The sequence below is a fragment of the Acetatifactor muris genome, assembly GCF_024623325.1.
In the GTDB taxonomy this organism is placed as follows: domain Bacteria; phylum Bacillota; class Clostridia; order Lachnospirales; family Lachnospiraceae; genus Acetatifactor; species Acetatifactor muris.
On record NZ_JANJZD010000013.1, the window covers coordinates 32,906 to 49,530 of the forward strand.

17 protein-coding genes are annotated in these 16,625 nt (G+C 45.9%); 1 reads left to right on the top strand and 16 read right to left on the bottom strand.

Translation table 11 applies throughout. The features are described from left to right. Positions 1-24 precede the first annotated feature (24 nt). The 7 genes from NSB25_RS13660 to NSB25_RS13690 form a co-directional block, all read right to left on the bottom strand. On the bottom strand, positions 25-1,533 hold the full coding sequence (locus NSB25_RS13660) for a hypothetical protein (RefSeq protein WP_103240201.1): 1,509 nt from the start codon (positions 1,531-1,533) through the stop codon (positions 25-27). 54 nt (positions 1,534-1,587) lie between these two features. Continuing rightward, the gene (gene pseB, locus NSB25_RS13665) at positions 1,588-2,580 is read right to left on the bottom strand and encodes a UDP-N-acetylglucosamine 4,6-dehydratase (inverting) (RefSeq protein WP_103240202.1); all 993 of its coding nucleotides are present in this window, start codon (positions 2,578-2,580) and stop codon (positions 1,588-1,590) included. 328 nt (positions 2,581-2,908) lie between these two features. Then, on the bottom strand, positions 2,909-3,052 hold the full coding sequence (locus NSB25_RS13670; RefSeq protein WP_172455133.1) for a hypothetical protein: 144 nt from the start codon (positions 3,050-3,052) through the stop codon (positions 2,909-2,911). Between the two features lie 179 nt (positions 3,053-3,231). Beyond that, positions 3,232-4,467 (bottom strand): polysaccharide biosynthesis C-terminal domain-containing protein, encoded by a 1,236-nt coding sequence (locus tag NSB25_RS13675; protein ID WP_103240204.1) that lies wholly within the window; start codon positions 4,465-4,467, stop codon positions 3,232-3,234. Between the two features lie 11 nt (positions 4,468-4,478). Beyond that, positions 4,479-5,660 carry a non-hydrolyzing UDP-N-acetylglucosamine 2-epimerase gene (gene wecB, locus NSB25_RS13680; RefSeq protein ID WP_103240205.1) on the bottom strand — a complete coding sequence of 394 codons (1,182 nt, stop codon included), beginning with the start codon at positions 5,658-5,660 and terminating at the stop codon, positions 4,479-4,481. A 65-nt stretch (positions 5,661-5,725) separates the two neighbouring features. Beyond that, positions 5,726-6,775: a polysaccharide biosynthesis protein gene (locus NSB25_RS13685; protein WP_103240206.1), complete on the bottom strand. Its 1,050-nt coding sequence runs from the start codon at positions 6,773-6,775 to the stop codon at positions 5,726-5,728. A gap of 346 nt (positions 6,776-7,121) precedes the next feature. After that, positions 7,122-7,442 (bottom strand): hypothetical protein, encoded by a 321-nt coding sequence (locus tag NSB25_RS13690; protein WP_146040061.1) that lies wholly within the window; start codon positions 7,440-7,442, stop codon positions 7,122-7,124. Positions 7,443-7,559: 117 nt separating this feature from the next. On the opposite strand from NSB25_RS13690, the gene NSB25_RS13695 reads away from it, so the two are divergent. Next, entirely contained in the window at positions 7,560-7,919 is a 360-nt protein-coding gene (locus tag NSB25_RS13695) for a hypothetical protein (protein WP_146040062.1), read from the top strand. Positions 7,920-7,934: 15 nt separating this feature from the next. On the opposite strand, the gene NSB25_RS13700 is transcribed toward NSB25_RS13695, so the two are convergent. From NSB25_RS13700 to NSB25_RS13740, 9 genes are all read right to left on the bottom strand, one after another. Beyond that, positions 7,935-9,098: a DegT/DnrJ/EryC1/StrS family aminotransferase gene (locus NSB25_RS13700; protein ID WP_103240209.1), complete on the bottom strand. Its 1,164-nt coding sequence runs from the start codon at positions 9,096-9,098 to the stop codon at positions 7,935-7,937. A 145-nt stretch (positions 9,099-9,243) separates the two neighbouring features. After that, on the bottom strand, positions 9,244-10,446 hold the full coding sequence (locus tag NSB25_RS13705) for a polysaccharide biosynthesis protein (protein WP_103240210.1): 1,203 nt from the start codon (positions 10,444-10,446) through the stop codon (positions 9,244-9,246). A gap of 14 nt (positions 10,447-10,460) precedes the next feature. Beyond that, on the bottom strand, positions 10,461-11,207 hold the full coding sequence (locus NSB25_RS13710) for an acylneuraminate cytidylyltransferase family protein (protein WP_103240211.1): 747 nt from the start codon (positions 11,205-11,207) through the stop codon (positions 10,461-10,463). Continuing rightward, positions 11,204-12,160 (bottom strand): Gfo/Idh/MocA family protein, encoded by a 957-nt coding sequence (locus NSB25_RS13715; RefSeq protein WP_242982449.1) that lies wholly within the window; start codon positions 12,158-12,160, stop codon positions 11,204-11,206. Before NSB25_RS13715 ends, NSB25_RS13710 begins: the two co-directional genes overlap by 4 nt. Next, positions 12,157-13,137 (bottom strand): Gfo/Idh/MocA family oxidoreductase, encoded by a 981-nt coding sequence (locus tag NSB25_RS13720; RefSeq protein WP_103240212.1) that lies wholly within the window; start codon positions 13,135-13,137, stop codon positions 12,157-12,159. The genes NSB25_RS13715 and NSB25_RS13720 overlap by 4 nt, the downstream gene beginning before the upstream one ends. A gap of 18 nt (positions 13,138-13,155) precedes the next feature. Further along, positions 13,156-14,325: a UDP-N-acetylglucosamine 2-epimerase gene (gene neuC, locus NSB25_RS13725; RefSeq protein ID WP_103240213.1), complete on the bottom strand. Its 1,170-nt coding sequence runs from the start codon at positions 14,323-14,325 to the stop codon at positions 13,156-13,158. Next, positions 14,322-15,317 carry an N-acetylneuraminate synthase gene (neuB, locus tag NSB25_RS13730; RefSeq protein ID WP_103240214.1) on the bottom strand — a complete coding sequence of 332 codons (996 nt, stop codon included), beginning with the start codon at positions 15,315-15,317 and terminating at the stop codon, positions 14,322-14,324. Before neuB ends, neuC begins: the two co-directional genes overlap by 4 nt. 2 nt (positions 15,318-15,319) lie before the next feature. After that, a complete protein-coding gene (locus NSB25_RS13735; protein ID WP_103240215.1) occupies positions 15,320-15,955 on the bottom strand; it encodes a NeuD/PglB/VioB family sugar acetyltransferase in 636 nt (211 codons plus the stop codon). A gap of 58 nt (positions 15,956-16,013) precedes the next feature. Next, positions 16,014-16,622: an acetyltransferase gene (locus NSB25_RS13740; protein ID WP_103240216.1), complete on the bottom strand. Its 609-nt coding sequence runs from the start codon at positions 16,620-16,622 to the stop codon at positions 16,014-16,016. Between the last annotated feature and the right edge of the window lie 3 nt (positions 16,623-16,625).

The following is a 16,625-nucleotide window of genomic DNA, read 5'->3' on the forward strand; positions in this document are numbered from 1 at the left end:
CTTTCCTGTAAAATGATTTCTGCGCTATTCCACAACAATTCCTCCGAGAACCCGAATCTCCTGCCGTTTCAGCAGTTCCAGCTCTTTTGCAATCTCTGTGTATAAGGTGGAACCGACTTTCTCCACCAGCACAACCCCTTTGGCTGCTTCCAGCTGTTCCAGAGTCTCTGCATTATAAAGTACATTGTCCAATACCTGTACCTGAATATTCTCCTGCTCCAGTTTTGCCTTTACCTGCCCGCACAATTCCAATGCGCCTTCCTTCAGGTTACATCCGATCATGTAGACTGTGTCAAGCATATTCTTCCCCGCGGATATCTTAACGGCGGCTGCCGCCAGTTCCATTGCTTCCGCTGCGGTGAATTTCCGCTTATTCCGATCCCGCAATGACAAAATCCATCTGTCCACAAAGCCCAGAAACTTTTTCTTCTCCTGCTCTCCGGGAATCAGTCCCAGCTGTGAAATTCCATACAGCTCTCCCAGATTGTCCGTGGCACGAAGCTTCCCATTGAAAACATACCTGCAGAACAGCACAAAGGCATAAACAAACACTGCCAGGAACATCCCCAATACCACATACTTCAGGCTGACTGAAGGCGCTGCCGGCCGGACAGACTTCTGTTCAGCTGTTTCCGTTTCAGAGTCGGAGGTTTCCTCTTCTTTTTCATCCTCCTTACTCTCTTCCACATCTTCGCCCTTCATCAGATAATAAAGTGCTTTCTGATCATCGGTAAACGCTTCCTTTGCACTGGCAACAGATGACATCAGGGAAAGCACCGTATTGTTGTAACTGTTCTGCTGATTCGTCAGGCCCACATCCATCACTGTTGAAAAGATCTGATCCACCAGCTCTATCTCATATTCACCAACCGTCTGTACCAGTTTGTCATGCTGACTGTCCAGATACTTTATTACAGACGCTGCCAGCGCCCTGCACTTTTTCTGGTCGGCATGCAGAATGGTAATTTTTAATGTATCTTTTCCTACAATCTCCGGTTCGCTGCCTTCGATCACCAGAATTCCTGACTGTCTTCTGACACTGATCAATTCGCTGACCTCGAAAGAAGACATGTCATTCTTATCCGCAAGCCACTCGTAAAATCCCGTTCCGGTGGTCAATGCGTCGTACAGATTGGTCAGGCTGATAGTCATTCCGGGATCCTCTGCCGCTACGTTGAAAATCAGCTCTGCCTTCTCTACCTTCTGCGGGTCCGCCTGCATCAGAACAGAATTGTTGATATAATCCAGAGTATCCTGATATTGCTTTTCACTCTGCAGGACAGAATATACACTTATTTTCTCCGGCTCTGTCAGTTCTTCCTCCAGAAACTCTCTGTATGCCTCCGCATCCTCCCACTCCTCTTTCGGATCGCTGCCCTTTGGAGAAACCGCTGAGCCGCTGTTACGTCCGGACCGCACATAACTGAATCCGCCCATGGCAATTCCCGCAATCAGCATAAATACAAGGATGCCTCTCCAGTGCAGCATAATATCGACCAGTAAATCTATCAGATTAATTTCTCTTTCTTCCATATAGAACTTCCTCCCGTTCTTACCCATTATTCATAGCCTGTCCGACATTTCCCCTCACTCATATCGAACTGATTTCAACAATTCACGAATCTCTTCCACATCGAGCCACTCTGTATTATTGCCCGAACTGTATGAAAACCCTTCCGGAACCTTTTTCCCCGTGGGGACAGCACGCTGTCTCTCACTCCAGACCATCTGGGGATATACGATGAAATGCCTGTCATATTCATACGTATTCATGGAGTCTTCCACCGTCACCATGATTTCATGCAGCTTTTCTCCCTCTCGAATTCCCACCTCCGACATTTTACACCCCGGCAGCATCGCCTCCGCCAGGTCGGTCACCTTAAAAGAAGGAATCTTCGAAATAAAGGTCTCGCCTCCCTTTGCTTCTTCCAGCGCCTTCACCACAAGCTCCACCCCCTGCTGCAGGCTGATCCAGAAACGGGTCATGCGATAATCCGTAATGGGCAGCTCGGTACCGCCCTTCTCAACAATGTTATGGAAGAGCGGAATTACCGATCCCCTGCTTCCGGCCACATTTCCATACCGTACAATGGAAAAACAGATATCCTTCGCACCGGCATAGGCATTGGCCGCAATAAACAGTTTATCGGACACCAGTTTGGTTCCGCCGTACAGATTCACCGGATTCACCGCTTTGTCCGTGGACAGTGCCACCACTTTCTTCACACCGCTGTCCAGAGCCGCATCTATCACATTCTGGGCCCCGTTGATATTGGTCTTAATCGCCTCGGCCGGATTGTATTCGCAGGCAGGGACCTGCTTCAGAGCCGCCGCATGTATCACATAATCCACTCCCTCAAAAGCCCTGCGCAGTCTCTCCTTATCACGCACATCGCCAATGAAAAAACGCAGCTTTGAGGCATATTCCTTCAGCTCATTCTGCATGATAAACTGCTTAAATTCATCGCGGGAGTAGATGATAATCTTTCTGGGGTCATAATGCCCCAGAATATACCTGGTAAATGCTTTGCCGAAACTCCCTGTGCCGCCTGTAATCAAAATAGATTTATTATTCAGCATGCTTCCATCCCTTCCGATTTTATAAATATCCTGCTTCTTAGTCTTTGGCTGAACAGTTAAAAATATCCAGAACTTTTAGTATTATAGCAGATTCATTACTCAATTCCAATCCTAAATTGCAGATTCGGGGGATTCTTTATAATATTATAAGGTTTTAAGTGATGGTTATCGCGAAATCGCGTTGATAAAAACATTAGAAATAACAAGACTTTTGTGAATGGGAGACAATCTAATTAGAGACAAATCTTACAATTGCGGGCCTTCTTTTATAAAATCTTCTATATTCTTCACATTGCCGGCAAGTTTCAGCCATTTGCTTAAAGTATCTTCATCTGTTTCCCTCATATGCTTCACCTCTGCTCATATCCTTTGCGAATGCCCTGACTTTATCCACATACCGCATATATTCCTTTAAAGTCCGGTATGCCTCTTTCAGCTCTTCCTTATAGCCCTCATTAGAAAACCTCTCCATCTTCTGAAATCCCATGCAATTGAATAGTTTGGAATAAAAAGCACAGGTTTCAATTGAAGTAAGATGGGAATATTCCCCTGGAATACAGACTCGGCTGCAGAGCATTCAATAGAATATATGCTTTTGAACATAGTCTATCAGGATATTTAAAATGAGCCATTTTACTAAGTACCAATACCTTAAACCGGCTCATAAAATGTATCCGGATGATTTGGATCAAATATTTCATTCGCCCACATCACTGTCACAAGATTTTCCGTCTCAGACAAATTGATGATATTATGCGCATATCCGGGAAGCATATGTACTGCCTGAATCTTATCCCCACTTACTTCAAATTCAATTACTTCATCTGTTCCAAGCTTTCGTTCCTGAATGAGTCCATGCCCTGCAACCACGATGAAAAATTCCCACTTCGTATTATGCCAGTGCTGCCCCTTCATAGTTCCAGGCTTACTGATATTTACTGAAATCTGACCATGAGCACTGGTTTTCAGCAGCTCCGTGAAACTGCCGCGAATATCACAATTCATCTTCAAATCAAAAACAACCTTTTCTTTTGGCAGATAACTCAGATACATTGAATAAAGCTTTTTTTCAAAAGATCCCTTTGGAATTGTCGGCATGACAAGACTCAGCGGCTGGTCATGGAATGTATACAGCAAGTCTGTAATCCGGCCAAGCGTGGCTTTGTGCGTAACTGTCGCCGCACAATATCTCCCATTCACACACCACCTCGGTGTCAGTCCATCGTACTCAACTCCATCAATAGTCTCCCCTGCCGCAGGATATTCGCAGCGATGCTCTTTCCCTTCTATCGCATCATACATCTCATCCAGCAGATCATCTATAAAAAGCATTTCCAGTTCAACGTTCGGATCATTTACTGTTATCGGAAGTTCATTGGCAATATTATTGCAGAAAGTTCCAACGGCACTGTTGTAATTTGGGCGTACCCATTTTCCGACCAGATTGGGAAATCTATACACTAATACTCTGACGCCAGTCTCTACCCCATACCGGAAAAATAACTCTTCACCTGCTTTTTTGCTGAGGCCATATTCCGAAGTTCCAAAACGCCCCGCAAGTGTAGCCTGCAGGCTGCTGGACAGCATAACAGGAGCTTTATTATTATGTTTCTTAAGCGTATCTAAAAGGGTTGATGCAAAGCCGAAATTACCCTTCTTATACTCTTCCGGATCCTCAGGTCTGTTTACTCCTGCGAGATTGAAAACAAAATCTGCTTTTCCGCAGTAATCATCAAGTTCTTCCGGTGTTGAAGAAAGATCATATTGATAAATTTCTTCAATGAAAATATTTGGTCTTGTTTTGTTCTTTCCATCCCGGATATTTTTCAGATTTTCCACAAGATTGCGGCCTACAAATCCGGCCGCACCAGTCACAAGTATATTCATTTCTACTATCCTCAGATTTCTTTTCTCCAAACCATCTTATTAACAACACCAACGTAAGATTGAATAATCTTCACGACTTTATCAGAGACATTGACATCAATATAATCTGGTACTGGAACCGCACCGCCATTCTGTTCTTCTCTGACCATCTCTATTGCTGTATCTACACTTTGGAGAAGCCCTTTTGCGTCAATGCCGGAAAGGATAAAGCAGGCCTTATCCAACGCTTCAGGACGCTCCGTAGAAGTTCGAATACATACAGCCGGAATCGGATACCCAATTGCTGTAAAAAAACTGCTCTCCTCCGGCAAAGTGCCGCTGTCTGAAACCACAGCAAATGCATTCATCTGCAGACAATTATAATCGTGAAAGCCCAGAGGCTCATGTTGTATTACACGTGTATCCAGTTGAAACCCGGAAGTCTTCAGCCGCTTACGAGACCGCGGATGACAGGAATACAAAATCGGCATATCATATTTCTCAGCCATCCTGTTAATTGCTGTAAAAAGAGAAGTAAAATTCCGCTCAGTATCAATATTCTCTTCTCGATGTGCGGAAAGAAGGATGTACTTCCCTTTCTCCAGGCCTAATCTCTGATGAATATCAGATGATTTGATAGCTTCCAGATTCTCTGTCAGCACTTCCGCCATAGGGCTTCCAGTGACATAAGCGCGTTCTTTCGGTAAGCCACAATCTGCAAGGTATCTCCTTGCGTGCTCAGAATAGGCCAGATTTACATCTGAGATGATATCCACAATGCGGCGGTTCGTCTCTTCCGGCAGGCATTCATCCTTACACCGATTGCCAGCTTCCATATGAAAAATTGGAATGTGGAGACGTTTTGCGCCAATAACGGAAAGACAGGAATTTGTGTCACCAAGAACAAGTACGGCTTCCGGTTCCAGTTCAGCCATAACTTTATAACTTGCCGCAATAATATTCCCCATTGTCTCGCCAAGGTCTTCACCGACTGCGTTAAGATACAGCTCCGGCTCTTCTAATTTCAGATCCTTAAAAAAAACACCGTTCAGATTATAATCATAATTCTGACCGGTGTGGACCAATAATGTATCAAAATATTTTCTGCATTTCTTTATTACAGCGGCAAGTCTGATGATTTCAGGTCTTGTTCCAACGATAATCATCAGCTTGATTTTTCCGTTTTCTTTCCACTGTACCTTGTCTTTGTCCATAGTGTAGTCATCTCCTATTATAAACAGTATGGATTACTTATGCTGTAAATTCATCAGCTCTGGTATTACACCTGTTTCCCAATCTTTGCCAATTCTTCTTTTACATAATCTGTTGTAAGAATCTTCTTCACTGCACCCTCCACATCAAGCAGATTCGTATTATGAGAGGTGTAGCTTTCTTCTGCTTCCGTCTGAACCTGACCTTTGACAAAGTACTTATCGTAATTCAAATCTCGGTTATCTGCAGCCACACGGAAATACTGTCCCATGTCTTCACTTCTCAGTCGTTCCTCTCTTGTCATCAGTGTCTCGTAGAGCTTCTCACCATGTCTCGTACCGATAATGTTAGTTCCCGTATCTCCAAATAGCTTCTGCACAGCTTCTGCCAGAGTCCCTATGGTGGAAGCATCCGCTTTCTGGATAAACAGATCCCCGGGCTCTGCATGTTCAAAAGCAAATTTCACCAGTTCCACCGCCTCATCAAGATTCATCAAAAAGCGCGTCATCTCCGGATTGGTGACCGTAATCGGCTCCCCTCTCCGGATCTGGTCAATAAAAAGTGGGATCACTGACCCCCTGGAGCACATCACATTCCCGTACCTGGTACAGCAAATCACTGTCTTCCCCCGCTCCGCCGCCACCCGCGCATTGGCCCTGACCACATGCTCCATCATGGCCTTGCTGGTCCCCATAGCGTTGATGGGATAAGCCGCCTTATCCGTGCTTAAGCATACTACCCGCTTCACCCCTGCTTCCGTAGCTGCATGGAGGACGTTATTGGTTCCTTCTACATTCGTATATACGGCCTCCATAGGGAAAAATTCACAGGAAGGCACCTGCTTTAAGGCCGCCGCATGAAAAATAAAATCCACCCCCGGCATGGCGTCATGCACGGACTGCGGATCTCTCACGTTTCCGATATAGAATTTCACCTTCTTCGCCACGTCAGGATGCTCCGCCTGCAGCTCATGGCGCATATCGTCCTGTTTCTTCTCATCCCGGGAAAGGATGCGGATTTCCCCGATGTCCGAATATAAAAAATGCTTCAGAACCGTATGCCCGAAGCTGCCGGTTCCGCCGGTGATTAGTAGGGTCGCGTTGTTGAATCTGCTCATTAAAAATCCTCCCTGGTGCATATATATAATCTATTATAATAAATACAGTTTTTCACAATTACATCATAAGACTACTAAGCTTCCAAAAAATTCAAGGGCACGTCGCTGCGTTCTTCAATTATTTAAAGTCTATTCTGTCCCATGCAGACAGATTTTCCGTCCTATCGATATCATTACCATATCACAAAAGAAAGAGAGGCTTTTACATGCGCAATAGCAACAACACGAAGCACGGCACCAACTCCGGCACCCATACTGACGTCAACAGCAACGCGAACAACTGCTCCAACAACACCAGCAGCATATCTGGCGACCGGCTTTGGAATGAGATTCTTAAGGCTATCGTCTATACTATGCCGTAACAGCTCTTCCCACTCTTTCGAGAAGCCTTCGGAAAGAAATATCCCCCGGTACCCCCATTACCCTGCTGGTAACGGATACCGACTACTACCACCTGGAATGCCAGATGCGTAATGACTCCCAGATAGTTCTTCGCATGCTCTCCTATGGCCTGCATTTTTCCCTGCAGCACACGGCTCCACCTGACCCTGCCGCAGACGAAATAGTCCTCCGCTTTCCCCGCTCCGTCGTCATCTATCCCGGCCGGAACACCGCCCTCCCGGACAGTCTCCGCTACCGCCTGGTCTTTTCGGACCATTCCGAACATATTTATTCGGTTCCTGCAGTCAAAATATAAACCTATACCCTTGAACAGATCCGCAGAAGGCACCTCTACCTCTTCCTCCCCTATACCCTGCTACGCCTGCGGCCGAAGCTATATCATGTGACTCCACTAACAAAAGAGAAATTGACAGCTTTCGTAAAGGAGGTTATTGTAATCTTAGAGGAAGATACGACAGCCGGTTATTTGACCTCGCAGGAGTCCTTTGACTACATCCGACTCCTGCTCCATGCGTCGAAGCATATCTTCCATAAACATCCTGACTATCACGAGAAGGTGCTGCAAGTAACAAAGCCATTGATCAAACTGCCCAGCGTGAAGCTGAGAGAGACCAAAGAGACACTGGATAGAGCGTATGCTGATATTGCTGACAAGGATGCTGAGACAGGGCTGAGATTGCCCGCCTGCGGGAAATGTTGCTTGCACTACAAGGCAGCTCGGCTCCGCAAGACTGATTCTTAATAGAAGCGCCATAAATCACCCCTTGCCCAAGCCCCACCTAACTGCCTTCTTCACCCCTGCAGCCACCCTCGTCAGCTCTTCCTCCGAAATACTTGTGCTGCAGGGCAGCGTAATGATCCTCTGCCAAAGGCCTTCCGAAGCACTTACATCGCTCTTGGGACAATTTTTATACGGCTTTTGAAGATGTACCGGTTTCCAGAAGGTACGCGCCTCAATCCCGTCCTCCTTTAAACAGGAGCATACAGTCTTTGCTGTTTTCAGCGTCTCCCCTTCCGGCAGTACAATCCCTGAAAACCAGCAGGAGCTTCCTTCTGTAGCAGGGAAAAAAGTTATTCCAGCCTCAGTTAACTCTCCTAATTCCATCTCATAGTACTGACGCACTCTTCTTTTTGCAGCTACAAATTCAGACAGCCTCTCCAACTGTGCACATCCAACAGCCGCCTGGAGATTGGTCATCCTGTAATTGAATCCCACCATATCGAAATCATAATCAGGCCATACGCGGGCCGTCGTCGTAAGGTGGCGTTCAAGGCTTATCTGCTCTTCACAGTTTCCCACCACCGCCCCGCCGCCCCCACAGGTAATTGTTTTATTGCCGTTAAAACTCAGCACACTCAGGTCAGCCAAAGAGCCAAAAGGCCGGCCATTATAAGTCGCTCCGATCGCACAGGCGGCGTCAACAATCAACGGCAAACCATACTCATCAGCAACGGCACGAAATGCAGCCATATCCGGAATGTTTCCGAGAGTATATACCGGCATTAATGCCGCCACCCTTTTACCGCTCTCCCGGTAATACAATCCGTCCCCCCGCTTTTCACAGTGCTCCCCTATTTCAGCCGCTACAAGCTCAGGACTTAAACACCAGGTAGACTCTTTCACATCCATCAGCCACGGATCTGCCCCGCAGTGTCTAACAGCATTCGCACTGGCAATAAAGGTAAATGCAGGAAGGATCACAAGTTCCCCATATTTAACTCCTGCCCCATGCAATGCTGTATGAAGCCCTGTTGTTCCCGCCGACGTTGCTACTGCATCCCTGCTTCCGGTGGCTTCCGCAACCATTTTCTCAAACCGGGTCACATATTCACCCACAGAGCTTACAAACGTCGTATCAATACAGTTATCCAGATATTTCTTCTCATTGCCCGTTAAATCCGGCACCGCCAATGGAATCATATATATCCCCTCTTTCCATGCAATCTTTCTTTGCCCTGAGCCTAATTTTCAAGCCACCCCCTGGCCTGTGAAACTGAATGCCTGCCCGTAAAGCAACCTTTGCTACGGGTGTAAACCGCCAAAGGCAGTTAAAAATACTTTTTCGCTACATCTTTCCATCCAGGCTCTTTCCTGTCTCCAGATGTTCAAAATTCGGCAGGTACCCCCTGACGATATTTACAATCTCCGCCTTACTGCAATGCACGGATGCAAACGCTTCATCAAGACAGGTAATCAAATCCGTCACGGCAGACTTATCCGGTACTGGCTTATCCGTAATCACCCCAAGGCTTCGAAACCGCTCCAGATCTACCTTTTCCCCCTCCACATAGAATTCCTCAAACGCCTTCTCCCCGCTTGTGTCCGAGGGGCTGAAATGCACCGGATACGGCATCCCTGCTTGCCACTTTTTGCTTTTCTCTATGGCCTCCTGATCGCTGCCACAACAGTCAATCTCATAACCCATGGAGATCAGCAGCTCTTCTGCGATCCTGTCAAATGTCATCATCTGCTGCTCTTGAAGCTTCGGGAAGAAAATGGCACGATTTCCGCCAAGCATGGCAGACAGCATACAAATCTGGCCCGACTCCTGAGGCGATACAAAATACCGCTTTACATCCGAAGGGGCCGACAGCGGCTGCCCCCGGTTAATCCGCTCCAGGAATCCCTGGGGCAATGATCCGTTTGAAAATGCCACATTGGCAAACCTTGCCGTTTTTACCGGAAAAGAAGACGAATAGGAAAAGATCAGGTCCTCCATAATCCGCTTGCTTGCTCCCATTATATTCACAGGGTTTGCCGCCTTGTCCGTTGAAACACAAAAATAAACTTTTGGCGGACAGGACTCCAGCAGGTCAAGCAAGCCTTTGGCATGGATCACATTATTTCGTAGCAATGCTTCCACCGAATAAATGTCCTTCTCGGAACGGACATGCTTATGGGCAGAAAAATTCGCCACAATATCAAATCCCCTATGTGCCCTGAACATCCGCCAAAAAGTAACGGAACTGTAGTCCATGGGATACGGAAGAAAAACACTCGGCACATAGCTTCCGGAAGACCGTAAATCTCTCGTCAGCTCCGTCAGCGTGTTCTCATTGGTATCCACAACCACCAGCTCCGAGGGCCGAAAGGTTAGAATTGCCCGGATAAAGGATGACCCTATACTTCCCGCCCCGCCGATGACAAGGACGCTTTTTCCCTCTATTGCATCTGAAAGCTCATCGCTGTTATCAGAAATATCCGCCTCGAACATGGACCTCGGGCGCTTTGTTACATATGTGCATATGAATTCATCCAGATTAAACATACCTGATTCCACCTCTAACAATTCTCATAAATCTCCCTGAACTCATCCTTATGTTTAAAAAGATACTCCGCAATGACCTCCATCAGTTCCAGATCATTCTCATGATCTAAGTCCAGAATGCCCGTATCATACATTTCTATTACCTCTACATACCCGTCCAACACCTGCCTGCCCGATCTTAAATATTCAGGACAATACGCGTATAAGGACGCATTCATGTCATAAATATCCGGTGCCTGTTGTCTGGCGGTAAAGTTCGATGCACAAACCTTACGGAATCCCTTTTCCGTTCTTTTCAACTGATTAAAATAAGGATTCCTTCTTGCCACCACAACAGAGGTAGTCACATCTGCCCCGGTGCGGATATGTGTTTCTATCAGGTTTTCTATATCGATTATTCTGCGAAGCGGGGATGTTATATCCAGATCCACCACAGTGTCATATTCGTATTTCTTCCGACTCTGCATAATATCCAGACAGTTATGCATCACGTCTATCTTGCTAATCGTATCCCCGCCCAACTCCCTGTTTCGCTCAATCAGCTCAACAGGACGGATTCCGTTACTGCTCATCATAGAAAGAAGTTCCTGGCTGTCGGAATTTACCACTATGTCACATTCATTTTCACCATGCTTCTCCAGATAAAGATCTATTGCAGACAGCGTATAATACGGAAGCGGCTTCCCCACAAACAATTTGATATTTTTATTCCTGATTCCCTTAGACCCCGCTCTTCCACAAATCGTAAAAAGTATTCTCATTTTTCTACCTCTATCCTCCCCTGCGTCAGCTTCAATACCTCGACCGCATGTCCAATATCACTGTCAGATTTTGCCCTGCCCTCAATCATATCCAGAAAGTGTTCCAGCTCCCTGATCTGGTAATCATCCCGCCTCTCATGAAAATCTATGATTTCCCCTGTCTTCATAAATTCTATCCTATTGTTTATAAGATCTCCGCAGACGGTATCCTCGTCCGTCAGGATCATAACCTGGCGAATGGTCTTCCTTCCGAAATAATCCAAATGGAGCTCAACAATTTTATCCTCATACTCTGCCATATAGATGGCGTAATCCTCACTGTCTATTTCAAGTGCCGATTTCTTCCCATAAAGATAAAATATCTTCTGAGGCATTCCGATTAAAAACGTCAGATAATCCCATTCATGAATGAGATCAATGGAAACGCCTCCTCCCAGCCTTCTGCTTGCACTGTATGTCTGCCGGTAGTCCGTACCCGGACGCCATTCCGGCAAATAACTGGATGAAATGCTTCGTATGGATATGACTTTCCCAAAATCCACATTCTCCTTCAGATATTGAATCACTGCATTGTATCTCAGCGGGCAGGCCACATAGTAAACGGCATCTTTTTTCAGCCGCAGCTTTACTGCTTCTTCTATCTGGCTCACGGAAGAAACCGGTTTTTCAATAAAGAAATTCCTTCCGTATTTCATGATATTTTTCAGAGTCTCGATATGATACTCCGTAGGGTTTGTGATAAAAACTACATCATATTCGGAGTCCATTTCCTCATAACTCGTATATACTCTGCCAAGCTGAAGCTCGTCATCCTTCCTGTCAGCCCATGCGCTTCGCCTCACCGCGTCAACCCTTAACTCTATCCCCCGCCCTCTGCAGACCGTCCGCAAGTTTCTTATATGGCGCCTGGCAATAGAACCTATACCTGTAAAACAAATCTTCAACGATTTCACGCCTCTTCCTCCAACGCATCGATCAACTTCAATATTTCCAGATCCTGCGCAAAACCGTATTCCGGCTGCCGCCCATTCACCACTAACTCTATAAATTCCCTGATCTCGTTTTTATAAGCATTCTCCACCACGAACGTCCTGTAACCGTCCCTATGCTCTTCTGCTTCCTGTAAGACCACCCGTTCTAGCCTGTCCGTTTCCGCATTATACTCTTGCAGAGAATCCGGCGTTCCGCTCCATTGTATGTATCTATGCTCTCCGTAAATCTCCAGCTTCCTGACGGCTTCCGGGGAAACCACATCAATGATCAGCGCTCCCTTGCTACCGCTTTCATGCTCCGTCTGGACGATATAATTATCCCGGTAATCTATGTTTAATCCCGTCATTTTATCAGCCAACACATGCGTCCGGATCACTTTCCCAAATGTCCGGGTTAGCCACGGAAGCTCGATCGCCATGATTTCTCTGCATCCGTTTGTCCTCTTATCGCCGATGAAAAAATCCGTGTAGCTCTCCCAAGGATGCCAGTCCGGCAGATACTGCCCCACGTGGTAAATATAATTCCACCGCTGCTCCTTCCCCACCCTTTTTCTGATGTAACGAATCTCCTCACGGTAAAGAAAAGTGGAAGACAAAAAAAGCCTGCATCCATTTTCCCGGGCAAGCTTCATATTTCTCTCATAACCGTCCGCCACCAGATTAATCTCCGTAAAGACATTCCATCTGTTTTGAAGGCATTCCGTAATGATCGAACTGTGTGACAGGGGCGACGTGCATACAAATGCAGCGGCAACAGGAAATCTTCTGCCCGCCTCAACCACAGAGTCCACGCACTCAATACCTGACTGCTTCTCCGCTTCCTGTCTGCGGTCTGCCCTCCCGTCCACACCGAAAATTCCAAAGTCAGGATACAGTTCCCGCAATAATCTGATACGTCTTTTCCCCATAGAGCCAAGACCGATCACCAGCACGTTCACACCATGCACCTCCCTACCCTATATTTCAAAACTAATGTCAAAAAATTTCTTCTTGATATCTATCCGGTCATTTACAAAATAGTCCTTAATTATCTCTACAATCTTTTCTGATGTGTGACCGTCACCGTACGGATTTCCGGCTTTTTTTATTGCCTCTCTAAACGAGCCATCCATAGCTTTATGGATGGCTTCCCCAATAGCATCTCGCTCAGGTTTACAGTGAATCACTGTTTCACCGGATATTCTTCCACGCTGCCGGTCTCCGATATTTATGGTAGGAATTTTAAATGACGGTGCCTCCACAAGACCGCTTGATGAATTGCCAATTACAAACAAAGAGTTTTTCAAGGCACTAAGATAGCGTTTTATTCCAAGGGAATCCACAAAGCAGAAATTATCATTACATTTCGCATAGTCTTTCAGCATTTGATTGATGTTTCGCCCATCCGTATCTGAATTAGCCCCAGTAAAAAGATATCGTATATCCTTATGCTGATCCACTGCAGCAAGCAATTCCTCCATCTGCCTTCCGGCAGTAGCCTTTTCCAAAGTAACCGGATGAAAAGTACCCACTGCATACCTTTCTCCAAGCGCAAAGCCTATGCTTTCCTCCAGTTCCACTACTGACATACATGGGATGTTTAAAGCATTTTCAACACCCATCGCCCCTATGTTAAACACCCGGTCCGGTGCCTCCCCCATCTGGATGACACGCTTACGGTAACCTTCCGTACTTGTAAAATGAAGGTAACTCATTTTCGTTATGCTGTGCCTGATTGCCTCATCAATCGCTCCTTCGGTTGTCTCGCCTCCATGTAAATGAAAAATTGGTATTCTGGCATTCATCGCCGCACAGCATACTGCCAGCGTCTCATAACGGTCTCCCAGAACCATCAAGGCGTCCGGCCTGCACTCCTCAAAATATTCTGAAAAGCTTATCAGGGCAAGCCCCATGCTTTTTGATAATGCCACCGGTGTATCCGAGCTGAGAACGATTTCTATTTTCTTGTCAATCGGTACGTTATCTGACTTTATTTCCCTTACCGTCATGCCGAATTCCGGTGAAAGATGCATACCGGTAACTACAATCCGCGTGTCATAATACGGATCGGACTTTAATTTTTCCATAATTGGCTTCAGCAGACCATACTCCGCCCTTGTCGCCGTGAGAACCACTATTCTTTTCATATTTCTATCAATTCATCCTCTTCAAAATCCCGGACTGCCCTGGTCCCAAGGACCTCATTCCACCTCATGGGACTGATACCTGTTCCCGGTCGTTTCGTAGTCAGGTTTTCTTCCGTCAGTATTTCGCCAGCTCTGATGTCGGCTGCTGCAATGATGCTTTTGCGGGCAACGGCTATATTGGCTTTTTCTGATTCAGATGGTGCCTTACCCCCATCACCCATCGCCTTTTCTATGTTGCGTATAGCCTTTACCATTGCCTCCAGTTCATTCGGCTCCAGGCTTGCCTTATGATCCGGGCCTTCCATCGTACGGTCCAATGTAAAGTGCTTCTCGATCACCATAGCCCCCAATGCAACCGCGGCAATCGGCACTTCGATTCCCCTGGTGTGGTCAGAATAGCCCACAGGACAGCCGAATTTATCCTTCAGCGTAAGCATTGCTTTCAGGTTCACATCCTCCATTGGCGTAGGATAATTAGTGGTACAGTGCAGCAGGGTGACCTTACCGGCACTGTTCTCCCGCAGGACAGCCAGTGCCTCTGCAACCTCCTGCAGGGTGCTCATGCCTGTTGACAGGATAATGTCCTTCCTTGTATTTGCAATCTTCACCAAATAGGGATAGTTTGTGATCTCACCGGAAGGAATTTTCCACATATTACATCCAAGCTCTTCCAAAAAAAAAATACTTTCCATATCAAAAGGTGTAGATATAAAGCACATATCAATTTCTTTACAATATGCAGACAGTTCAACAAATTCATTATATGTCAGCAATAGCTTTTTTAACATATCCCGCTGACTCATTTCCGATCCGATATTTTTCTTTTGGTAATCCGCCATTTGGGCATGTTTTGAAACCAGTGCATCCAGCTTTGCAGTCTGAAACTTCACAATGTCTGCACCACAATTCTTAGCCGTTAGAGCTAATTTTTTTGCAAACTCCAGGTTACCATTATGATTTACTCCAGCCTCTGCAATAATCAATGTCCGCATTGTTACTTTCTCCTGTCCTTTATGACTTTTGTCGGCACACCCACGGCTGTACAGTCGTTTGGTATATCCCTTAAAACTACCGAACCAGTTCCTATGACCGTATTCTCACCAACACATCTGCCTTGAAGGATCTGGCTTCCTGTCCCCATACTGACTCCTTTAGAAAGTCGGGCATTGCCTGAAATACTGACGCTGGGATTCACAGTTACAAAATCTTCAACAACAGCTCCATGGCCTACGGTACAATCAAGATTAATGATACAAAAATTACCAATCTCTATTCCAACTGTTAATACAGATCCTGCACATATAATATTTCCCTCTCCAGTCAAAATAGCTTCAGACATTATTACGCTGGGATCTATCAAATTGGGAAATTTCAGCAATCCGTTTTTGTGAAATAGTGCTGCCAACCTGCAACGTAACGCCGTATCTGCTATGGCAATGACAACATACAATTCCTTGGAATAATTGCATAAATAGTCATCATTTCCAATAACATTACCGTCACTGGCACAATTATTTATGTAGCCAAGAAAATTCCAACAGGGTGTTGCGGAATTAATCCGGTCGATAAGCCACTTTATTTCCTGCGCAAACCCACTTGCACCTACAATAACAATATCCTTCTTCATCATGCAGCCTCACAATCTTTATTTATTGTAAAAGCTGCCTTCTTCAAATGGCGGCTACATATTACCCCACGCCGATAACCCGGCCGTTATCCGGCACATTTCCAATCACAATACTTCCTGCACCTATGATTACATTCATCCCGATCTGAACTCCCTGTATAATTGTTGCGTTTGCTCCAATGAAGGTATGCTCTCCCACATGGACATCCCCACAAAGCACAGCTCCTACTGCAATATGGCTGTACTCTCCAATCCGGTTATTATGTTCAATAATTGCCCCTGTGTTGATAATGCACATCTTGCCGATTTTTGTCCCTGCATTGACAACCGCATTCTTACCAATAAAAACCCCCTCGCCTATATCCGCTGTGGCTGAAATGACTGCACTGGGATCGATGATTTCAGGCAGTCGAATTCCTGTTTGTTTTACCATATAATATAATCTATCCCTTATGTTGCTTTTCCCCAGATAACCCACGGTAATAGCAGCATTCATAACTCCTCTTTCAAATAAACTTTTCAGTATATCATCCGTCCCCAGATAACGAAGAGGAATATGGGTGTCAGATACATCGGTATATCCCATAATTTTATAGTTCACACCGTTTACAATGGCATCTGCTACGCTTAGCGCGTGCCCTCCGCCGCCGATCAGAACAATATCTTCCATTTA